The following is a 22281-nucleotide window of genomic DNA, read 5'->3' as shown; positions in this document are numbered from 1 at the left end:
CCTCACCATGTTTTATTATTTTGAGGCGTTATGATAAAACTACAAGAGATAAAGGAGGAAACAAAATGAATAGAAAAATGATGATTACAGTAGGTGCCGCAGTCATAGCGCTTATCCTAGGTGTTGGGATTTATCAATCAAATGCTTCACAAGATACCCCGAAGCTATCTTCAGACGATATTAAAGCATTAGTTACAGAGCAATATCCAGGAGAAATTACAGAATTAGAATTAGAAAAGGAAAACAATAAAGTTGTTTATGAAGTAGAAGTTAAAACAGATGATAAAGAATACGAGTTAAAATTAGATGGAAATACAGGAGAAGTATTAAAACTTAAAGAAAAATATATGACATCACGTGCCAATGAAGACAGTAACGATAAACAAATAGAAATAAAGAAAGAAAAATCACAGAAACAGCAAACTAAACGAGAGCAACGAGCTAAACAACAACCACAAGCTAGACAGCAACAAAAAAGAGAAAGAAAAAGATCAATTATTGATCATAACGAAGCTGTTGATATAGCATTAAAAGAGTTCCCTGGTGAATTGGAAAGTATTGAATTAGATGAAGATGATGGTCAACTTATTTATGAAATTGAAGTGAAAAATGGCCACCAAGAAGCAGATATTGAAATTGATGCATGTACAGGAGAAATTTTATTAATTGAATTAGATGATTAATAAAGAATAAACAGGACGTTCCACGAGAATCGTCCTGTTTTTTATTTGAAACCTTTTCCTTTCTGTCTCGTATAATAACAAAAGGGACAGGGGTGATATGCGTGCCTACTCTACTCGTTGATTCGGTGTCTACAGTATTATCAAAGAAAAGAATACTAGAAGCGATCACATTTGAGTTACATAAGGGGGAAGTTCTCGCTTTAGTAGGTCACAATGGAGCGGGAAAATCAACACTAATTAAAACGATAGTAGGTGTTTTAAACAAAACATCAGGAAATATAGTGATTAATGGGTCTGATCAAGATGATGACCTTTTATCTTACAAACAGTCTTTTTCTTATTTACCAGAAGAACCATTGCTCTTATCTGAGTTAACCGTTTTACAACATTTTCAATTATATGGGAAAAGCTACCAAATTAGCGAAACAAGTCTACATGAGCGAATAGATGATTATGTCACTGGATTTGAATTAACCGATAAGCTCAATGAATATCCGGAATCTTTATCAAAAGGAATGCGTCAAAAAGTTCAAACAATCTGTGCTTTCTTACCAGATACACCACTATTAATAATCGACGAACCATTTATGGGTTTAGATGTTTATGCGATTGCTTATTTTGAACAATTGCTTAAGGATAAAATCGTCAAAGGGACAAGCATTCTTATTACATCCCATCAATTAGACCGTGTAAAAAATATCGCTGACCGCTATGTCTTGCTTCAGGAAGGAAAATTGGTTCAATCTGGTTCCATTGATGACTTTGATACGATTACAAGGAGAACGGAGTAAAAAGTATGAAACCATCAATATTATGGGCTTATACTTTTTTAGGTCGGCAGCGGTTTAAAAAGAAGATGAACATTTATCAGCTTACTCTAAGAACAGTTATTGACAAAACAATTGCTTTTTATTTAGCTGTTTTCTTCGGTTACCTTTTTATGACGATGTTTGTTTTTGGTAACGTACTAAGTGAATATGAGGAACAATTTTTGTGGATGCAATCTCAAGGAGAACGTTATTTTCATCTGTTAATCGCAGTGATTCCTTTTAGATATATTTTCTTATCGTTTAGACATCCTGGTGTTATGTTTTCAAGCTCTGAATATCAATTAAGTCTCTTACCTTATTCGCGGCAGCATATTTGGTTTTTAAGTTTTTTTAATAAAGTGATTAAGAGGCTTTTTGTCATGGTCTTGATTGGGCTCTGTTTATTTCTCCTTACTCCAATTAGTGGAATATTTATTTTAAAGTATTTCGGAATGTTTTTTCTCATTGACTTTGGTATGACGATTCCACAATGGTTTATGTTTCAAAGAAATATCCTTATAAAAATGCTCTTTTGGTTTGTATTTGTCACAATCAACGGTATCGTGTTCATTGTTCAATCGGATCCATTTTCAGTCGTTATGCTAATTAGCGTACTTCTAATATTAAATATTTTACTCTATCCACGTCTATTCGTTGGAGTTGATTGGGGAAAAGTGATTACGTTATGCGATTATCATTTATGGAATATGGCTTTTGTTTCTAGAGTATCGCAAGTACGTATTAAACCACAAAGGAAATACAGTTTAATGCGAAAGTTAACATATCGAAAAAAACCATTTCATTATACATCTCAAAGTATTCATCATCGGTTATGGCAAATTGTATTCATAAGAAATATAGAATATATCATTCAACTCATTGGGATTCTCGTGCTTATGTTAGCGGTATTAAACTATATTCCGAAAGCAGGGTTCATGTTCATCGGTATTGCTGTGGCACTTTATGCATATGCAGCTGGAACGACATCTTTTTTTACAAACCAATTTCAGGCTGATCTCGTTGAAGTGTTACCTTGGGATTTAATGGCATATAAGCAATCATTCTTAAAATGGTATATCATGGGTAGTCTACCGATTTTAGTTCCTTTGGTACCTTATTTTATCCTTCATTTTACATGGTGGGTTCCAGTACAAATATTACTTATCTTATTAACAGGTATCTATATTTATCATGTGGAAATAAATTATTCAATTGCCGTTTTATCTAAGGCGAAAATAGCTTTTGTTAAAGAACGGTGGATTAGTTTTATATTTTTATGTTTAGTTGTTGGAAGCAGTCCTTATCCAATAGTGGCGTGTCTTTTTCCAATTATCTTTCCTTTTTTAATTGAACAGCGCTCTTTTTCTATTTTATATGACGGGTCATGATATGCACACCCGTCTTTGGTTTTTCATATGATAAATTATCAAACGAAAGGTAAGGGTGTGTGTTAATTTATGTATAGGGACCCATTTCATCCAATTTATCAATCGATTCCGAGTCATCCACCTAGACCAAATATTTATCCGCAACATAATGAATGGCAATATGCGGGAAATCCATCACCTTATTTAGACCAAAGTATCCAACCACCCGATTACCAACAACCAGCACCTTTTTCACCACCTAATTATTATCAACAACCAGAAACACCGATAAATATGACTCAAATGGAGCAAATACAATCGGGAAATAGTTTTTTAGAATATTTTTATGATGCTAATGGACAGTTAGATATAGATAAAATGTTATCAACGGTTGGGCAAGTCGCTAATATTTATCACCAAGTGAGTCCGATTGTTAAACAATTCGGTGCATTTATGAAACATTTCACAGCTACCCGTGGAGAGTGATTGTTTAAACGGTAGAACAAGCTAGAAGTAACAGAATGTGATATAAATATGGATAAGGGGATACTTGTTTTTATAAGAAATAGCAAGGAGAATGAAAATGGTAGGTTGTTTACTCATCCATGGATATACTGGTGGTCCACATGAACTAGCACCATTAACAAATTATTTACGAGAACATACAGATTGGGAAATAATTGTTCCCATATTGCCGGGGCATGGTGAACCGTTAGATTTAGCTGATCGCTCTTATAAAGAGTGGTTATTGGCGGCTGAAGAAGCATACTTATCTTTAAAGGAGACATGTGATACGGTTTATGTTATCGGCTTTTCTATGGGTGGCATGATTAGTGTCTATCTAGCTGCAAAGTATAAAGTCGATCGTCTCGTTTTATTGGCCACTGCGGGGAAGTATTTATCCTTTGGTAAAATAATTGTTAACATAGGTGAGTTTATTGAGGATGGACTAAAAGGTAATTTACAAGAAAATAAATACTTTAACCATTACAAAGATAAACTAGAACAAGTTCCTTTACAAGCAAATTTTGAGTTTATGAAATTAGTCAATGAAACACGACAATTTTTAAAAGATGTGAAAGCGCCTGTTTTTATAGCTCATGGTCAAGAAGATAGTTTAGTACCTTATAAAACGGCGTACTATTTAGAGAAAGAACTCGCATCTGAAAAAAAAGAAGTGGTTATTTTTGAAAGGTCAGACCACCTTATTTGTTTGGGGAATGACTCAGAAGTTTTAATTAAAATGGTGTATGATTTTTTAAATAAGCCACTTTAATAAAATGTCATATGTCCCATCATCAATATGGAACATATGACAATTATTATTTATTAAAAAAGGAAATAACGAGAGCGCCTTCACCACCATAAGTAGAAATGAGTGGGCCTGTTTCTGTTAGAAAGGCATCTTTAAAAGGGTATTTTTCAATAATGTCATTTAATACCTTCTTAGCTCGTGGCTCATCATTACAATGCGTCATCGTAATAATTTTATTTTCAAAGTTTTTGGCGTGTAAACCGATTTGTTCAATAAAACGATTAATTGCTTTCTTATTCCCCCGTACTTTTTCGATGACATCAATGTCACCACGTTCGTCATTTGCTTTCATTAAAAGTTTAATATTTAAAGTTTTTGCGATTGTGCCGCGCACTCTATCTAACCGACCACCTAGGATTAAATTCTCTAATGTCTTTAAAACGAATAACGTAGTCGTTTGTTCAACTCTTTCCTCTAAATGACTTACTAATTGTTCAAACGTATAATTATCTTCAACTTTAAATGCTGCTTCATGAAGTAATAAGGCAATTCCACATGAAGCTGTTTTCGTGTTGATCACAACAATTTGTCGTTCAGGTTCTTCTTCTAGAAGCATATTTCTGCCAAGAACAGCATTGTTATACGTACTACTTAACCCTTTCGTTAGACTAAGCATAATAATTGGTCGTTTTGGATCAATCTTTTTATACGCTTCATAAAAATCATGTGGACTAGGTGCTGCTGATTGTGGTAAAGCTTTAGTCTCGGCGATTTTTTTAAAAAAAGTTGTCATATCTAAATCACCGGTTTGATATTCCTCGTCTTGAAAATGTAAATAGAGCGGAACGACTTCGACATCAATCATATTGTAAATGCGCTTAGGAATATCTGCTCCGCCGTCTGTCATAAATTGAATGTTCATATTGTGTTTCCACCTGCTTTGTTATCAATTAATTATATTATATCAGTTTATAGTAAGAGGGAACATTTTTTAGGATGAATAGATCGTCTTTTTCATTAAAAATAACTCCCCACATCAAATATGTTAATGATCTCTTTTACGAGAAAGGGTTACTTGCCGTTTTCTAGATGTACTTAAAATAAATAAAAATAAGCCAAAAATAACAATTGTGCCACCTAACCATTGTGCCCAAGTGATTGTTTCACCTAAGAAGAAGTAGGCTAAAATAGAAGCGCCAACAGGCTCAAAAACAATGCCCATCGAAACAGTCGCAGTACTTAACCAGCGTAAAGCCCAATTAAATAATGTATGTCCAAAGAAAGTAGGTACAATGGCCAAAGTGAGAAAAATACCCCAATGGTTTGTCGGATAACCAGTAAATGGATGCTGTTCAATCAAGTTGTAAATGAGCAAGGTCACTGTACTAAAACTATAGACAATAAAAGTATATGTCATAAGGGATAGCCGCTTTCGTACTGTTTGTCCAAGCAGAAAGTAAACCGTCATTGTGATTGCTCCTAGAATGGCGAGAAGATCACCGAATAAGGCAGCACCACTCATTTGAAAATCGCCCCAACTAATAATGATACTTCCAAATAGAGCGATGATCATACTAATTACAGTACCATATGAAAATCTTTCTTTAAAAAACAAAAAAGTCCCTAAAAAGGCAAAAATTGGCTGTAACGTCACGAGGACAACAGAACTTGTGACAGAAGTGTAGTTTAATGATTCAAACCATAATATAAAATGGCATGCTAGAAAAACACCAGCCAAAATGGATGAAATCCAATCTCTTTTTTCAACCAGTTTAAATTCATGTCGATATTTAGCAATGATCAATGGTGACATGAGTAAAACTGCAAAAAGTAACCGATAATAAGCAATGATTGGAGCTGGTGCTTGAACGGCCAGTTTAACGAGCACTGCCGAGGTCGAGACAGAAATAACACCAATGATGATAGCTAAATATGGATTAAATGGTGGCAATCGCATGCAACACACCTTCTTGTATGTATATTTTCTGAACTTATCACTATTCATTGGCAAGGAATCATTCTAACATACTAAACAGTCATGATAAATATAACCATGCCATAAAAGATGTCACATAGCAACTAGTAGCTATAGAACTTATGAGTGTGTTATTATTAGATAAATGTGCCATCATGAATGAGGCATTATAGGTATACTAAGTGAAGTGGAAAACTGTAATTTCTTTTCGTCAATGGATGAAAAGGTAATCTTTTTCTAATATATGGTACTTACTTAGTCAGAAATCTTTTTACAAAATAAAGGAGAAATAGAACGTGACAACTACATTTGAAGAACTGGGTATTTCACAGCCCATATTAAAAGCAGTACAAAAAATGGGTTTTGAAGAAGCAACACCCATTCAAGCAGAAACAATCCCTCTTGCCATGCAAGGTTATGATGTCATTGGTCAAGCACAAACTGGAACAGGTAAAACAGCAGCATTTGGCATACCAATGATAGAGAAGATTAATCCTACAAAACGCACGATTCAAAGTTTAGTCGTTGCACCAACACGTGAATTAGCTATTCAAGTAGCAGAAGAGTTGAATCGAATTGGTAAAGTAAAAGGTGTGCGTGTTTTGCCAGTATACGGTGGTCAACATATGGGAAGACAAATAAGAGCTTTAAAAGACAAGCCACATATCGTTGTTGCTACACCTGGAAGGCTATTAGACCATATTCGCCGCCGCACGATTCGTAATCATGATGTCCAAACGGCAGTACTTGATGAAGCTGATGAGATGTTAAACATGGGATTCATCGACGATATTCGTAATATTTTAAAAAGCATTCCAGAAGATCGTCAAACACTTTTGTTTTCAGCTACGATGCCAAAAGAAATTCGTGATATTGCAACGAATATGATGAAAACACCAAAAGAAGTAAAAGTAAAAGCTAAAGAATTGACCGTTGAGAATATAAATCAATATTTTATTGAGATCCCAGAACGCCATAAATTTGATACGTTAACGAATCATTTAGATATACATGATCCAGATTTGTCTATCGTATTCAGTCGAACGAAGAAGCGTGTAGATGAGATAGCAGAAGGGTTACAAGTAAGAGGTTTTAAAGCAGAAGGCATTCATGGTGATTTAACACAAGGTAAACGAATGTCTGTTCTTAAAAAATTTAAGAATGGTCGTATTGACATACTAGTTGCTACTGATGTTGCAGCCCGTGGGCTTGATATTTCTGGTGTTACCCATGTGTATAACTTCGATATCCCACAAGATCCAGAAAGTTACGTTCACCGTATTGGTCGAACAGGTCGAGCTGGTCGAACAGGAGAAGCAATATCATTTATTACACCACGTGAAATCGCACATTTGAAACTTATTGAAGCAACAACAAAAAGTAAGATGCAACGTTTATCTCCACCGACACATCAGGAAGCTGTTCGTGGAAAACAACAAGCAACATTAGAGAAAATAATTCAACAAATTGACCAACATGATTTACAAGATTATCGTGAGACAGCTGTCGAATTATTAGAGGAGCACGATTCGGTAACGGTTATTGCCGCAGCTTTGAAGCTGTTAACGAAAGAAAGAAAAGCTGTACCAGTAAGAATATCATCGATTGCTCCAGTTAGTGTAAAAAAGGCGGAAAATCTCCGTGATAAAAAACGTCGTTCTAATAAAAAGCGTTTTTATAGTAAGGGTAAAGGGCGGTTTAAAGGAGGTCCACATCGGCGTAAGCAGAGCTAAAGGATAAATTAAAAATACGCAAGGAAGAACAGAACAACGTCTTCACTTGCGTATTTTTTTATAGAAAACCGAGCCAACTTAACAGACCGAAGAACAACAGAATGCCTATGAAAATCCACGGTAAATTCCTTTTTACTTTGTCGGGAATGATTTTCTTCTTATTCCAACGATTTGGATCAAATTTAATATCATTATGATCGTTATTTGTAAATATACGAGCCCTTTTATTTCGCCACGGTGAGAATGGAAGAGCGTGTTTTAAAACGAAGGGTGCTACTAATATACCACCAATAAAACCAAAAATATGTGCTTTAATATTAATGCCAGGGCGTAAAAAGGTCATCACTAATCCGATAAAGAATATGACCGTTACCATTTGGGCACTCTGCATATCAATTAAATCTTTACGAAATAAAACCATATAAATATACATACCAAATAAACCGTAAATAGCACCTGATGCACCGAGATGTGCAAAGTGAATTGCTAGGGGATCAAAGGCATATGTTGCTATATTACCGACTAAGCCTGCGAAAAGATAAGCAATGATAAATTTTACTCTTCCTAGCATTTGTTCTAACGCAGGTCCGAATAAAACTAATGAAAAGGAATTAAATAAGGTATGCATGAAATCAGCATGTAGAAACATAGCGGTTAATAATCGCCAATATTCACTTTCATGGATTAATCCATTTATTGCTACACCCCACATATATATATCTTGTCCTATTGACAGTTGCAATACATCAATGATAAACCATAATGAGAGGTATATCATAATGAGAAGAGATACAATAGGGTAAAATTGAATAAATTCTTTAACACTTTTTTCAGTTCGGATAAACATTCGTGGCATCCTTTCCTAAAAATACTCAATCAAATGTAATTGATTATATTTAAAATACCAGAATAACACAATGAAATGAAGAGAGAAGGGTTGTTTTATGATAAAAGGTATTGGCATTGATTTAATTGAACTTGATCGTATTTATAAACATATAGATAATCAGCAGTTTATTGCTCGAATCTTAACAAAAAAAGAACAGCAAATTTATCATACTTTACAAAGCTCTACGAGAAAAACAGAATTTTTAGCTGGTAGATTTGCTGCTAAGGAAGCTTTCGCTAAAGCTGTTGGAACTGGTATTGGAACACTAAGCTTTAAAGATATTGAAGTTCTTTCAAATGAATCCGGTGCCCCATTCATTCATGTGAAAGGATATCATGATGAGAAGATATTTATTTCTATTTCACATAGTCAAACGTATGCAATAGCTCAAGTAATTATTGCTAGTTAGTTCTACTGTAAAAAAATTTCCCTTGGTGAAGCATAATGCGATGGGTTGTCTCATATATTCTATACAGATACATGAGTTACAAGCGGAAAATTAATTCATCGTCATCTTAGTTAGGTGTGATGAAAGACAGGGGAGATGTGACTATGATAAAACGGCTAACGATTACTTTGGTGGTTGTCTTAAGTGCTACAATGCTTTTACAAGCATGCGGCGAAAAGTCTCAAGAATCAGTAATGAAGCGAATGGATAAGCAATTACAGGAAATGAAAGGGTATAAAACAAGAGCCGAGATGCGAATGAACACGGGTAAAGAAGAACAAGTTTACCAAATAGAAGTTTGGCATAAGAAGGATGATTTTTATCGGGTTGCTCTTTCTAATGAAGCGGATGAAAAAAACAATCAAATTATTTTGAAAAATGAAGACGGTGTTTTTGTCGTTACACCTGCATTGGAAAAAAGCTTTAAGTTTCAATCTGACTGGCCAGAAAATAGTAGCCAATCTTACTTGTATCAATCGTTATTAAATGATATTCAACAAGATAAAGAGAGTCGTTTCGAAGCGACGGAAACTCACTATTTGTTTACAACAAAAACGAATTATCAAAGTAATAATAATTTACCTTATCAAGAGATTTATGTAGATAAAAAGACATTCACACCTGTCTTAGTTAAAGTGCTTGATACAGATGAAAAGCCAGTTGTTGAAGTGAAGTTCGAACAATTCCAACTGAATCCAGAGTTTACTGAAAAGGACTTTGCTTTAGATGACAAACACCAGACTGACAAGGAAAAAGCAGAAAATACAGGAGAGCAAACAGAACAAGTCTTTTCAATTATGTATCCTGAATATACTGCAGGAGCAGAGTTACTTGAGGAAAAAGAAATGACAATTGAAAGTGGCACAAGGTTAATAATGACTTATGATGGTGAAAAAGCGTTCACTTTAATTCAGGAACATAAAGATGCTGTACCGTCATCAGCTAATTATACTGAAGTAAGTGGAGAAATGATTGATTTAGGGCACTCGATTGGTGCCATATCAAATAATATGATTGAGTGGACCTACAATGGAACAGATTTTTATTTAGCAAGTGATCAGTTAACGAGAGAAGAGCTCATAGAAGTTGCCAAATCTGTCGTTATGCAAGACGTAAAGTAGTTATTATAGTGAAGCAGCCTCTTTCATTCTTGAGTCTGCTTCTTATTTTATTCTCTAAGTCGATGATTGACAGCCCCTAAAGAAAGGGAAATAATAAGATTAAAGATATTAAATGTTTAGGGGTGTCAAATGTGGTAGCAACTTTATACCGTCCCACATGGGCAGAAATAGATTTATCTGCAATTGGATATAATATAAAACAAATCAAAAATACATTAAGCACAAAGACAGAAATTATGGCAGTTGTTAAAGCAAATGGATATGGTCATGGCAGTGTAGAAGTTGCTCGAAAAGCTCTATCTTCAGGAGCCAAAGCTCTAGCTGTAGCTTTGTTAGAAGAAGCACTTGTTTTAAGACGTGCTGGTATTACTGCACCGATATTAGTTCTTGGTTGGGTAGATCCGAAAGATAGTTCAATAGCAGCTAAACATAATATTACACTTACCGTTTTTCAAGAAGAATGGTTAGAAGAAGTAAAAAAAGTGCCGCTCACTACTGATTTACAAGTTCATATGAAATGGGATACTGGCATGGGCCGAATCGGAATAAGGACAGAACGTGAACTAAATGAAGTTCTCCTTGCTTTGAAACAAACACCACAAGTTCACTTAACAGGTATTTTCACGCATTTCGCCACTGCAGATGAGGAAAATTCGGCTTATTATGAAGAGCAAACTCAGCGCTTTTTCCGTTTACTAAATATTTTTCAAAAAAAGTGGCCAGAATCAGATACCATTCGTATTCATACAGGTAACAGTGCAGCGGCGATTCGTTTTCCGAAACAGATGCGACATTATATTCGTTACGGTATTGCTATGTATGGTCAATATCCATCACAGTGGATTAAATCCGAAAAGATGATCTCACTTAAACCCGCCTTCTCTCTGTATAGTCAACTAACGCATGTTAAGTGGGTGCCCAAAGGAACTAAAATCGGTTATGGGAGTACGTATACTTTGAATGAAGATGGCTGGGTAGGCACCGTACCAATTGGTTATGGAGATGGATGGGCAAGAGATTTACAAGACTTTTATGTCCTTATAAATGGAAAGAAATGCCCGATTATTGGGCGGATTTGTATGGATCAGATGATGATTCACCTTGATCAATCATATCCAATCGGCACAAAAGTAACATTAATCGGAAGAGATCAACAAGAAGTGATAGAAGTTGATGATATTGCTAAGTACTTAGGGACAATCCCGTATGAAGTAACATGTATGCTTAATGAGCGTATTCCGAGAAAATATATTTAATACGACTTGGAAGTATGTTCATTGGTAAGACAAGTTTAGACACGTTTTTTTAAAAAGGTAAAGAATCGCTTTGCATTTCATTTGCTGTAATGATATTATTGTAATGATTTCATAATGGTCGTTCAAATGTTGGTGGAGGTGCATGGTATTGTCAGAAGGCTTGCAAGAAGTTTTAGTAAAAATGCCGAAAAACCTATTGAATGAGGTGGATGGAGTGATGAAATACGAAAACAAAGATCTTAGTGATTTCATCTGTCAGGCTACAAGAAACTATTTGGAAGCAAAGAAACAGGAGCATTTGCATAAAATGTATGAATCCATGCAAAAGGGTTATGAGGAGATGGCAAGGATTAACCTTAAGATTGCTTCAGAGGCTTTTCAGGCTGAAGAGGAGGCCGAAGTCACCCTAGAACGAACTGTGATAGGGGTGTAATAATTTGGGTGTAAAAAGAGGCGAAGTATATTTCGCTGATCTTTCTCCAGTGGTTGGATCAGAACAGGGAGGTGTTCGCCCGGTCCTGATCCTGCAAAATGATATTGGGAACCGCTTTAGCCCGACTGTCATTGTTGCAGCTATTACCGCACAGATTCAAAAAGCTAAACTACCAACCCATGTAGAAATTGATGCGAAAAAGTACGGTTTTGATAAGGATTCAGTTATTTTGTTAGAACAAATTCGTACCTTAGATAAGCAACGTCTAACAGATAGAATTACAAAGTTAGATGATAAAATGATGAAAAAAATAAATCATGCATTGGAAATTAGTTTAGGATTAAAGGACCTGTATGAGAACCATAGCAAGTAAATCACTGTTCGATCCCCCTGGTGTAAAACTGTGGGGTTTTTTTATGTCCAAATATAGTGATTATGTGTAAAAATGCCTTAGAAGGACTTGTATAAAATAGTCCTTCTGTTTATAATAAAAATAATATATCAATTTAAGGTAATTTTTGGAAATTTGAATAAAACCTCTTGTAAGGGGAGTGAGAAAATATTGGATAGCCAATCTTGTGTATCGATTCAACTAGAAAGAGATATCATCTATGCTCGTCAGATTGGTCGTCAGTTTGCCGAACAATTACAGTTCGGTCTTGTCGAGATTGCACGAATTGCTGCGACGATTTCTGAAATAGCTAATAATATTTTTTTGTATGCTGAGAAGGGGCAGATTTGTTTTCAAATAATGGAGGGCACCGGACAAAAAGGTTTGCGAATCATAGCAAGTGATGTGGGTCCAGGCATTAAAAATATTGAAAAGGCAATGGAAGATGGCTATTCAACGTCAGAAGGATTGGGCGCAGGCTTACCCGGAATTAAACGAATGATGGATGAATTTGAAATAACATCTATTGTTGGTGAAGGAACGCGTATTAAAGTCATTAAATGGGTAAGATCATGTGACAACGAAGGGTGAAAACAGATGAAAGCAATCATGCTTGATAAGGAAACATACAAACAACTATTAAATCAATATATTTCAACACAAGATGAAGGCGCTTTATATCGTGCTGAACGTTTAACTCGGAACTTTATTAAGAAGAACATTTTGCCAGAGGAAATTATTGATCTACACATACAAGTATTGCGAGAAACTTATCCTACTATTTATGAAGAAATGGTTTATATGTGTCAGTTTTTATTGGAAACGATGATTTCTTACGGATTGGCCATACAAGAAAATGAAACATTACGTGAAAAACAACTCGCTATGCGAACAGAGATATCACTCGCCGCTAATATACAAAAAACATTATTATCATCAACACTTCCTGAAGTTGATGGCTTGGATATAGGAGTAATAAGTGTCCCCGCAAAGCAAATGAACGGTGATTATTATCATTTTGTAACTGGAAAAGATGGTAGTATTGGAATTGCTCTAGCTGATATTATCGGTAAGGGCATTCCTGCTGCACTCTGTATGTCTATGATTAAATATGCTATGGAAAGTTTTCCAGAACAACTAATGAATCCGAATGACATACTACGACGTTTAAATCATGTTGTTGAGTTAAATGTGGATTCAAGTATGTTTATAACGATGATCTATGCTAAATATAAAAATGGTCTATTAACCTATGCTTCGGCTGGGCATGAACCAGGTATTTACTATTGTAAAGAAACAGATACATTTTATAATTTAAAAGCAAAAGGCCTCGTTCTAGGTGTTTCAACTGATGTTAGTTATTCACAGTATGAGCAAGAACTTAAAGCAGGCGATATGATCATTTTACTAACAGATGGTGTGACAGAGTATAGGAATGGTGATCAGTTTGCGAAACGAGGAGAGTTATTAAGAATTATACGGCAATCAATGAAGTTAAAGGCTCAGGACATTGTAGAAAATGTTTATCAACATTTTAATAGCTTATCAGAGTACTATCAACAAGATGACTTTACGCTAATTATATTAAAAAAGTATTGAAAAAGTTTTATTATGTGGAAAACAGGGTACATGTAAATTGTATGTTCTGTTCGTATCTGTAAGAGATAAGGGGGGAGGGAGATAACAATGAACTTATCGATTGATGTATTAGAAAAAGACAACTGTTCTACAGTAAGATTATCTGGTGAGATTGACGTCTATACTGCGAATAAATTAAAAACAAGATTAATCCCTTTAACAGAAAGGGAAGGTACTGTCGTTGAGGTAGATTTTAGTCAAGTTCGTTATATGGATAGTACGGGTTTAGGAGTATTCATTGGGGCTTTAAAATCAACAAAAAAACATAGTAGTCATTTAAAACTAACTCATTTAAACCGTCGTGTATTACGTCTTTTTAAAATTACCGGGTTAAATGAAATTATGGATATAGAAGAGAGGTGATGCACAAAATGAAAGCGTTTGATTTTGTTGAAATGCGTATTCCAGCTAAAGCAGAATATGTAGGTGTTGTACGGTTAACTGTTTCAGGAATCGCAAGTCGTATGGGGTTTAGCTATGATGATATAGAAGATTTAAAAATTGCGATATCTGAAGCAATTACGAATACCGTAGAGCACGCTTATAACGACAAAGTAATAGGAGAGGTTCATATCGGTTTTGGAATATATGATAATCGCTTAGAGATAATCGTATCTGACCATGGAGAAAGTTTTAAGTTTGAGGATATTAAGGAAAAAATCGGTCCATATGAATCGCTTGAATCGATAATGACGTTACGTGAAGGAGGTTTTGGCCTTTTTTTAATTGATGCATTAATGGACAAAGTAGAAATTAATAATGATTATGGCGTTCTCGTTCTCATGACAAAATATAAAAATGAAACAGAGGTGGACGATGATGGGAACGAAATATCAGCCACAAGTGTATCATTGGATTAAACGAACTCAAGAAAACCCAAAAGATAAGGAAGCGCGTGAGAGACTTGTACGTCATTATACAAATCTCGTTCATTCATTAGCCCGTCGGTATGCTAAATCACATTCAATTTATGAAGATCTAGTGCAAGTAGGGATGGTTGGATTGTTATCAGCGATTAATCGTTTTGATGAAGATTACGGTAAACCATTTGAATCATTTGCTGTTCCTACAATTATCGGTGAAATCAAACGTTACATACGTGATCATACATGGAGTGTGTATGTACCTAGAAGAGTTCGGGAGCTAAATCCCAAAATCAAAAAGGCAGTCGAGCATTTAACAAATACGTATCACCGTTCTCCTACCATTAATGAACTAGCATTGCATCTTGATGAAAATGAAGAAGCTATATTAGAAGCATTAGAAATGGGGAGAAGTTATCAAGCAATGTCGATGGATCATCAATTTAAAGATGGTGAAAATCGTAATCAATCACTATTAGATATGGTCGGTCAACAAGAACAAGGATTTGAAAAGGTTCAGTTAAACGCATTTTTTGAAAAATTATTATCAACATTATCAGAGCGCGAACAAATAATCATCCGAGGGACCTATTTTAAACAGTTAACACAGCGAGAAGTTGGAAAACAACTTGGTATTTCACAAATGCATGTATCCAGACTTCAACGCAAAGCACTAAAAAAATTGCGTGAAGTTATACGCAAAGATCTTACTGAATTCATTGAATAAATCACTTGAGCGGCTGCGAGCCGTTTTTTTGTTTAAAAGCGAGTAATCGATGAAAGGAAGGTAAATGTTTGGTAAAATAATGACGAAGTGGAGGAGAAGATGATGTCGAACCTTAATCAAGAATTAATAGAGCTTGTAGCCAACGATGTGCATGTTAAGCTACCAATTGTAAAAAAAGTTATTCAATTACTAAATGAAGGGAATACGGTTCCGTTTATTGCACGTTATCGAAAAGAATTCACAGGTGGTCTCGATGAAGTGCAAATAAAATCTATTCAAGACCAATGGGAATATGTTAACAATTTGGCGGCTAGAAAGCAAGAAGTCATTCGTCTCATTGATGAGCAAGGCAAATTAACAAATGAATTAAAAAAGGAAATCGAGAAAGCTACTAAACTTCAACGTGTTGAAGACCTTTATCGCCCATTTAAACAAAAAAGAAGAACGCGCGCAACGATAGCTAAGGAAAAAGGCCTAGAACCTTTGGCAGAACTTATTTGGAATCAAGAGGATATTGTTTTAGAGCATGAAGCAGTCAATTATCTTTCTGATGAACATGAATTACATATGATTGAAGATGTTCTTATAGGTGTAAACGATATTATAGCAGAATGGGTTTCTGACAATCCAACATATCGTGAATGGATTCGTTCAGAAACATTTAAACGAGGTACCATTCAATCAAATGAAAAGGATCGAGATAAAGATAAAAGAAAAGTTTATGAAATGTATTATGATTACACAGAAAAAGTTAACTCAATCGTATCTCATCGAATATTAGCACTCAATCGTGGAGAGAAAGAAGGTGTCTTACGCGTAGCAATTAAGCCACCGATAGATTTTATTTTGCAATATTTAAATAAAAATGTTATTAAGCCTTCAACATCTCAAGACGTAAAAACGTTTATTTCAAAAGCGCTTGACGATAGTTATAAACGCTTAATACAACCATCAATAGAACGTGAAATTCGTAATCAGCTTACTGAAGAAGCAGAAGCACAAGCGATAGAAATTTTCTCAACGAATTTAAAAAACTTATTATTACAACCACCATTAAAAGGAAATATTGTGCTCGGTGTTGATCCAGCATTTCGAACTGGTTGTAAACTAGCAGTTATTGATGAAACAGGTAAACTACTTAAAGTAGATGTGATGTATCCAAATGCACCACATCATGATATCGAAGCTTCAGAGAAAACATTACTAACGATCCTATCTTCATATAATGTCGGTTTAATTGCGATTGGGAATGGAACGGCGTCGCGTGAAACAGAACAATTTATAGCGGATGTCATTGGAAAGCATCAAGTAGATATCCAATATATTATCGTAAATGAAGCAGGTGCTAGCGTATATTCGGCATCTAAACTAGCTAGAGAAGAATTTCCAGATTTACAAGTTGAAGAAAGAAGTGCGGCTTCCATCGCTCGCCGTGTTCAAGATCCACTTGCAGAACTTGTTAAAATTGACCCAAAGTCTATCGGCGTCGGTCAATACCAGCACGATGTCAGCCAAAAGGCTTTAAGTGAGTCATTGCGTTTTGTTGTTGAAACAACTGTTAACCAAGTTGGGGTTAATGTGAACACTGCCTCATCATCATTACTCCAGTATGTGTCTGGTTTGAATAAAACGGTAGCTAATAATATTGTTTCTTATCGCAATGAGAATGGCAAGTTCATAAGTCGCGAGCAACTTAAAGATATTCCGCGTCTTGGTGCTAAGACATATGAGCAAGGTATCGGTTTTTTAAGAATTATTGATGGTATACATCCGTTAGATCGGACGCCTATTCATCCAGAAAGTTATGAGCAAACTGAGAAGTTATTACAAATGCTGCATTTTAACCTTGAAGATATCGGAACAGAAAAGCTTGCAGATAAATTAAAAACGATCGATAAAGAACAAATAAGTCAAGAATTAAACATTGGTCTTCCAACACTAGAAGACATTATGGCGGCACTCGTTCAACCTGAACGCGATCCACGTGATGATTTACCGATGCCTGTTTTACGAAAAAATATTTTATCATTAGAAGATTTAAAAGAAGGTATGGAATTGGAGGGAACGGTACGAAACGTCGTTGACTTTGGTGTTTTTGTAGATATTGGCGTTGGACAAGATGGGCTCGTTCACATTTCTAAAATGTCTAATCATTTTGTTAAACACCCAATGGATATCGTATCTGTAGGAGATATCATAACGGTTTGGGTAGAAGATGTCGATATTGATAAAGAGAGAATTGCCCTATCTATGTTAAATAAATAAAGAGGCTGAGACAAAACTCAGCCTCTTTTTGATTATTTTAATTGATCGACTTCGCTCAATGGAATATCGAGAGCTTTGGCAATACCTTCACCATATGCAGGGTCGGCTTGGTAACAGTGATAAATATGACGTAATTTAATATGTTTTTCTACATCTTTCATATCACGGGCAGTGTTCTCGAAAAGAACTTGTTTTTGTTCGTCACTCATTAAATTGAATAAACGTCCAGGCTGTTCAAAGTAATTATCATCATCTTCACGGAAGTTCCAGCGATCAGCATCTCCATAGATTGGTAGAGGTGGTTCTTTATATTCAGGCTGATCTTGCCATTCACCATAACTATTTGGACCATAAGCTAGACGACTTCCGTGGTTTCCGTCAACACGCATAGCTCCATCTCGGTGAAAGCTATGGAATGGACATTTGGGTTGGTTTACAGGTATTTGATGATGATTTACTCCTAAACGATAGCGTTGGGTATCACCGTAAGCAAATAATCGCCCTTGTAACATTTTGTCAGGTGAGAAGCTAATTCCTGGAACTACATTTGCAGGATTAAATGCTGCTTGCTCTACTTCAGCAAAATAGTTTTCTGGATTACGGTTTAATTCAAACTCTCCTACTTCTATAAGTGGGAATTGATCTTTATACCATACTTTTGTCAAATCAAACGGATTATAAGGCATCTGATTTGCTTCCTCTTCTGTCATGACTTGAATATACATTTTCCATTTAGGGAAGTTACCATTTTCGATATTTTCGTATAAATCACGCTGATGACTTTCTCTATCTTTTCCAATGAGTTCCTCAGCCTCTTGATCTGTTAGATTTTCAATGCCTTGTTGTGTTCGCACATGGAATTTAACCCAAACACGTTCATTATCATCATTTATCATACTAAATGTATGGCTACCAAAACCGTGCATATGACGATATGATTTAGGAATACCACGATCACTCATGACAATGGTCACTTGATGTAATGCTTCAGGTAAAGAAGTCCAAAAATCCCAGTTACTATTTTTACTTCGCATATTAGTACGTGGATCACGTTTGATAGCATGGTTTAAGTCTGGGAATATTAATGGATCTCGAAAGAAAAATACAGGCGTGTTATTCCCAACTAAATCCCAGTTTCCTTCTTCTGTATAGAAACGCATAGCAAATCCGCGTATATCTCGTTCTGCATCTGCTGCTCCTCTTTCTCCAGCCACTGTTGAAAAACGAACAAACATGTCTGTCTCTTTACCAATCTCGGAGAAGATTTTTGCTTTCGTATATTTTGTAATATCATTTGTTACTTTAAATGTCCCGTAAGCACCAGAACCTTTAGCATGCATACGTCTTTCTGGAATCACTTCACGATCAAAGTGAGCAAGCTTTTCAAGAAACCACACGTCTTGAAGTAACATCGGACCTCTAGGCCCAGCAGTTAATGAATTCTCATAATCTGGTACAGGAGCACCTGCTGCTGTCGTTAGTTTATTATGTTTGTTTTTCATTGTACGCACCTCTCGTTAAAGTTCTATTTTTTAATGACAATTAAATTATAACACATACTAAAATATAATCAATACTTAAATAGAATTATTTTAAATAAATATTTAATATACTTTACTAACGAATGGAATAAATATGATAAACTAATAGTCATATTGATTTCTTTATTAAAGGAAGTGTTTTGTTTTGCCTGTTTTAAATGCACAAGAATTAGTTGTCTTAGTGGACCGTATTTCCAAGGCATTTTTTAATAAACCGTTTATGCATGAAGTTATTTATAATAATCGGCTGCGAACGACAGGTGGTCGATATATTCCTGCGTTAAAACGAATTGAGCTAAATCCAAAATATTTAATAGAATTGGGCGAGGATGAGTTTATAGGAATAATAAAGCATGAGCTTTGTCATTACCACTTGCATATAGAAGGCAAAGGGTACAAGCATAGTGATCCAGAGTTTAAAGATTTATTAAAAAAGACGAACTCACCCCGATATTGTAAACCTCTACCTTCACAGCAAAGGAAAAAGAAGCATATATATATTTGTATAAAATGCAGACAACCTTATTACCGTATACGTCGAATTAATATTAAACGATATAGTTGCGGAAAATGCGGTGGAAGATTGAAGCATATGAAATAAAAAACAGCTTATCATGTTGAAATCATGCTTTTATAGATTAAAGGATTTTTGTAATAATATAATAGTATATGGAACATATGAATTTGGATTCACTTTAAAACAAACCGTATTTGTATTTCTATGGCTAATGAAAAATGGTCAATAAGTAAAATATGACATGATTTTTTACAAAAGGATTGACTATTTTGAGTGAACATGTTAAATTAATTAGGCTTGCTTCTTTAGAAGTAAAAGATATTCTTAAAGAAACAAAAAGTGTTGACAAGATTTAAAAACTGTTGTAGAATAACTTTTGTTGTCACTGTTATTCTAAATCAACTCAACATTATAGTGATAAATGAAATAAAGACAGCTTATCTAGAAAATATAGATTTTTTATAAAATTTAACAACTGTTAGCTTATATCCAAAATATTCCACAGTAGCTCAGTGGTAGAGCAATCGGCTGTTAACCGATCGGTCGTAGGTTCGAATCCTACCTGTGGAGCCATATGTTTGGAGAAGTACTCAAGAGGCTGAAGAGGCGCCCCTGCTAAGGGCGTAGGTCGCATTAGCGGCGCGAGGGTTCAAATCCCTCCTTCTCCGCCATTTATTACTGTTTATGGCCCGTTGGTCAAGTGGTTAAGACATCGCCCTTTCACGGCGGTATCAGGGGTTCGAATCCCCTACGGGTCACTTTGTTATATTTAGTGGAAAATGGTGTGGTCTGGTAGTTCAGTTGGTTAGAATGCCTGCCTGTCACGCAGGAGGTCGCGGGTTCGAGTCCCGTCCAGACCGCCAGAGATTGGGCTATAGCCAAGCGGTAAGGCAACGGGTTTTGGTCCCGTGAGCCTAGGTTCGAATCCTAGTAGCCCAGCCATTTTTCTTAATTAATTTACAGTTGTTCATTTTTTATTTGTATCTTAATAATATAAAATGATTTGAAGTACCATTTACTATGAAACATCACTGTTAGGAGCCATTAGCTCAGGCGGTAGAGCATCTGACTTTTAATCAGAGGGCCGGAGGTTCGATTCCTCCATGGCTCATTTGTTAATTGAACCTTTCAAATGCTCTGTCAATCTAACTTAGACTTTAAAATAAAACGCGGCCGTGGCGGAATGGCAGACGCGCTAGGTTGAGGGCCTAGTCGGGGCAACCCGGTGGAGGTTCAAGTCCTCTCGGCCGCATTCAATTTTAAAATTATAAAGACTTGATTTTTAATACTACATATATTATAATCAATGGGTCGCTTTAGCGCCCGTAGCTCAATTGGATAGAGCGTTTGACTACGGATCAAAAGGTTAGGGGTTCGACTCCTCTCGGGCGCGCCATTCAAATGAGTTGCGGGAAGTAGCTCAGCTTGGTAGAGCACATGGTTTGGGACCATGGGGCCGCAGGTTCGAATCCTGTCTTCCCGACCATTTAACAATTTTTAAATAAAAAACATTTATGCGGGTGTAGTTTAGTGGTAAAACCTCAGCCTTCCAAGCTGATGTCGAGGGTTCGACTCCCTTCACCCGCTCCATTATTTACGGGCCTGTAGCTCAGCTGGTTAGAGCGCACGCCTGATAAGCGTGAGGTCGGTGGTTCGAGTCCACTCAGGCCCATTTCGAAGTAAAGCTCGAATAACGGTGTTCAGTTAAATGAACACCGTTATTTTATTTCCGTATATGGACCTTTATTTCATACTTATGTTTTCTGTGGACAGCACTTAAGGTCTGGGTTATCTTATATGAGATTTAAGTCTGTCATTTCGGCAACACACGCATATTATTGTGCCTTTTGAGTGAACAAAACAACACGATATTATAAATTTAAAGTAAACGCAAGTCAGTTTTTTGATACGAGTCCAAGGCTCTTTATTTTTTGAACAGGAGAATGACTGAGTAAATGAACAAGAATTTATGATTCTTTAGATAGGGTTTAAAAAAGCGTTGACTTTAGTAAAGCTTTATGTTAAAGTTTAATTCATTGTTAGAAGCAATCCCATGCTTATTAATAAACTTTAAAATACTGTTGACAATAATTAATGAAGTGTGGTAATGTTATCTAGTGCTTGTTAGTCACTTGGATTTTTTAAAAATATTTTGACATGATATTACTTTCATGATACAATGTAAGAGTTGCTTAAAGGCAACCAAAATTGCACTTTGAAAACTGAACAGAACAACCAGTAATGTCAAGGAAAACAACCCTGTTTTTCTTTAATCAAATTGCTAAGATAAACGTTTATACGTTTAAAATAACTCTTTTTTTGGAGAGTTTGATCTTGGCTCAGGACGAACGCTGGCGGCGTGCCTAATAC

General features: G+C 35.6%; 22 protein-coding genes and 11 tRNA genes. 29 read left to right on the top strand and 4 right to left on the bottom strand.

From position 1 onward, the window contains the following. Positions 1–65 precede the first annotated feature (65 nt). From HNQ35_RS13110 to HNQ35_RS13090, 5 genes are all read left to right on the top strand, one after another. Entirely contained in the window at positions 66–683 is a 618-nt protein-coding gene (locus HNQ35_RS13110) for a PepSY domain-containing protein (RefSeq protein ID WP_146938663.1), read from the top strand. Positions 684–784: 101 nt separating this feature from the next. Then, positions 785–1474 (top strand): ABC transporter ATP-binding protein, encoded by a 690-nt coding sequence (locus HNQ35_RS13105; RefSeq protein WP_146938664.1) that lies wholly within the window; start codon positions 785–787, stop codon positions 1472–1474. A 5-nt stretch (positions 1475–1479) separates the two neighbouring features. Continuing rightward, positions 1480–2880, top strand: coding sequence for an ABC transporter permease family protein (locus HNQ35_RS13100; protein ID WP_146938665.1), 1401 nt, complete (start codon positions 1480–1482; stop codon positions 2878–2880). A gap of 69 nt (positions 2881–2949) precedes the next feature. Then, on the top strand, positions 2950–3345 hold the full coding sequence (locus HNQ35_RS13095) for a YppG family protein (RefSeq protein WP_146938666.1): 396 nt from the start codon (positions 2950–2952) through the stop codon (positions 3343–3345). A gap of 97 nt (positions 3346–3442) precedes the next feature. Next, positions 3443–4135 (top strand): alpha/beta hydrolase, encoded by a 693-nt coding sequence (locus tag HNQ35_RS13090; protein ID WP_146938667.1) that lies wholly within the window; start codon positions 3443–3445, stop codon positions 4133–4135. A 46-nt stretch (positions 4136–4181) separates the two neighbouring features. Here the strand turns inward: HNQ35_RS13090 and HNQ35_RS13085 are convergent, their stop codons facing one another. Further along, a complete protein-coding gene (locus tag HNQ35_RS13085) occupies positions 4182–5036 on the bottom strand; it encodes a DegV family protein (RefSeq protein WP_146938668.1) in 855 nt (284 codons plus the stop codon). A gap of 123 nt (positions 5037–5159) precedes the next feature. After that, entirely contained in the window at positions 5160–6071 is a 912-nt protein-coding gene (locus tag HNQ35_RS13080; protein ID WP_146938669.1) for a DMT family transporter, read from the bottom strand. 374 nt (positions 6072–6445) lie between these two features. On the opposite strand from HNQ35_RS13080, the gene cshA reads away from it, so the two are divergent. Beyond that, on the top strand, positions 6446–7822 hold the full coding sequence (gene cshA / locus HNQ35_RS13075) for a degradosome RNA helicase CshA (RefSeq protein ID WP_146938684.1): 1377 nt from the start codon (positions 6446–6448) through the stop codon (positions 7820–7822). Positions 7823–7880: 58 nt separating this feature from the next. Here the strand turns inward: cshA and HNQ35_RS13070 are convergent, their stop codons facing one another. Next, positions 7881–8669: a rhomboid family intramembrane serine protease gene (locus tag HNQ35_RS13070; protein WP_146938670.1), complete on the bottom strand. Its 789-nt coding sequence runs from the start codon at positions 8667–8669 to the stop codon at positions 7881–7883. Positions 8670–8766: 97 nt separating this feature from the next. Here HNQ35_RS13070 and acpS point away from each other — a divergent pair, with 97 nt between their 5' ends. The 11 genes from acpS (at position 8767) to HNQ35_RS13015 (ending at position 17853) form a co-directional block, all read left to right on the top strand. Beyond that, positions 8767–9120, top strand: coding sequence for a holo-ACP synthase (gene acpS / locus HNQ35_RS13065; RefSeq protein ID WP_146938671.1), 354 nt, complete (start codon positions 8767–8769; stop codon positions 9118–9120). A 143-nt stretch (positions 9121–9263) separates the two neighbouring features. Then, the gene (locus HNQ35_RS13060) at positions 9264–10280 is read left to right on the top strand and encodes a LolA family protein (protein WP_146938672.1); all 1017 of its coding nucleotides are present in this window, start codon (positions 9264–9266) and stop codon (positions 10278–10280) included. 131 nt (positions 10281–10411) lie between these two features. Next, a complete protein-coding gene (gene alr, locus HNQ35_RS13055) occupies positions 10412–11536 on the top strand; it encodes an alanine racemase (protein WP_146938673.1) in 1125 nt (374 codons plus the stop codon). Positions 11537–11684: 148 nt separating this feature from the next. Beyond that, the gene (locus tag HNQ35_RS13050) at positions 11685–11969 is read left to right on the top strand and encodes a CopG family ribbon-helix-helix protein (RefSeq protein ID WP_146938674.1); all 285 of its coding nucleotides are present in this window, start codon (positions 11685–11687) and stop codon (positions 11967–11969) included. A 4-nt stretch (positions 11970–11973) separates the two neighbouring features. Further along, positions 11974–12342, top strand: coding sequence for a type II toxin-antitoxin system PemK/MazF family toxin (locus tag HNQ35_RS13045; RefSeq protein WP_146938675.1), 369 nt, complete (start codon positions 11974–11976; stop codon positions 12340–12342). Positions 12343–12531: 189 nt separating this feature from the next. Next, positions 12532–12951, top strand: coding sequence for an anti-sigma regulatory factor (locus tag HNQ35_RS13040; protein WP_146938676.1), 420 nt, complete (start codon positions 12532–12534; stop codon positions 12949–12951). A 6-nt stretch (positions 12952–12957) separates the two neighbouring features. Beyond that, on the top strand, positions 12958–13959 hold the full coding sequence (locus tag HNQ35_RS13035) for a PP2C family protein-serine/threonine phosphatase (RefSeq protein ID WP_146938677.1): 1002 nt from the start codon (positions 12958–12960) through the stop codon (positions 13957–13959). 87 nt (positions 13960–14046) lie between these two features. Beyond that, positions 14047–14361: an STAS domain-containing protein gene (locus HNQ35_RS13030; protein WP_146938678.1), complete on the top strand. Its 315-nt coding sequence runs from the start codon at positions 14047–14049 to the stop codon at positions 14359–14361. A gap of 8 nt (positions 14362–14369) precedes the next feature. Next, a complete protein-coding gene (gene rsbW / locus HNQ35_RS13025) occupies positions 14370–14858 on the top strand; it encodes an anti-sigma B factor RsbW (protein ID WP_146938679.1) in 489 nt (162 codons plus the stop codon). Further along, complete coding sequence (sigB, locus tag HNQ35_RS13020) at positions 14818–15588, top strand: RNA polymerase sigma factor SigB (protein ID WP_146938680.1); 771 nt, start codon at positions 14818–14820, stop codon at positions 15586–15588. Before rsbW ends, sigB begins: the two co-directional genes overlap by 41 nt. A 99-nt stretch (positions 15589–15687) precedes the next feature. Next, positions 15688–17853, top strand: a complete 2166-nt coding sequence (locus tag HNQ35_RS13015; protein ID WP_146938681.1) for a Tex family protein — start codon at positions 15688–15690, stop codon at positions 17851–17853. A gap of 32 nt (positions 17854–17885) precedes the next feature. Here HNQ35_RS13015 and HNQ35_RS13010 read toward each other — a convergent pair whose 3' ends face one another. Next, positions 17886–19355, bottom strand: coding sequence for a catalase (locus tag HNQ35_RS13010; protein WP_146938682.1), 1470 nt, complete (start codon positions 19353–19355; stop codon positions 17886–17888). 184 nt (positions 19356–19539) lie between these two features. Here HNQ35_RS13010 and HNQ35_RS13005 point away from each other — a divergent pair, with 184 nt between their 5' ends. The 12 genes from HNQ35_RS13005 to HNQ35_RS12950 all read left to right on the top strand — a co-directional run bounded on the left by HNQ35_RS13005 (position 19540) and on the right by HNQ35_RS12950 (position 21583). Further along, complete coding sequence (locus HNQ35_RS13005; protein WP_146938683.1) at positions 19540–19995, top strand: SprT family protein; 456 nt, start codon at positions 19540–19542, stop codon at positions 19993–19995. A 414-nt stretch (positions 19996–20409) separates the two neighbouring features. Next, positions 20410–20484, top strand: a tRNA-Asn gene (locus tag HNQ35_RS13000). Positions 20485–20491: 7 nt separating this feature from the next. Beyond that, a tRNA-Ser gene (locus HNQ35_RS12995) sits at positions 20492–20582 on the top strand. A 15-nt stretch (positions 20583–20597) separates the two neighbouring features. Beyond that, positions 20598–20669, top strand: a tRNA-Glu gene (locus HNQ35_RS12990). Positions 20670–20697: 28 nt separating this feature from the next. Next, positions 20698–20774: transfer RNA gene (locus HNQ35_RS12985), tRNA-Asp, on the top strand. Between the two features lie 5 nt (positions 20775–20779). Continuing rightward, positions 20780–20853 (top strand) — tRNA-Gln (locus HNQ35_RS12980). 96 nt (positions 20854–20949) lie between these two features. Further along, positions 20950–21022: transfer RNA gene (locus HNQ35_RS12975), tRNA-Lys, on the top strand. Positions 21023–21080: 58 nt separating this feature from the next. Then, positions 21081–21163, top strand: a tRNA-Leu gene (locus tag HNQ35_RS12970). 67 nt (positions 21164–21230) lie between these two features. Beyond that, positions 21231–21307 (top strand) — tRNA-Arg (locus HNQ35_RS12965). A 13-nt stretch (positions 21308–21320) separates the two neighbouring features. Continuing rightward, a tRNA-Pro gene (locus HNQ35_RS12960) sits at positions 21321–21397 on the top strand. Between the two features lie 30 nt (positions 21398–21427). Continuing rightward, positions 21428–21501, top strand: a tRNA-Gly gene (locus HNQ35_RS12955). Between the two features lie 8 nt (positions 21502–21509). Next, positions 21510–21583, top strand: a tRNA-Ile gene (locus HNQ35_RS12950). Positions 21584–22281: the final 698 nt, after the last annotated feature.

The organism is Cerasibacillus quisquiliarum, from assembly GCF_014202495.1.
Lineage (GTDB): Bacteria > Bacillota > Bacilli > Bacillales > Amphibacillaceae > Cerasibacillus > Cerasibacillus quisquiliarum.
The sequence above is the reverse complement of the archived record's forward strand: the minus strand, read 5'-3'. Positions and strand labels throughout refer to the sequence as shown.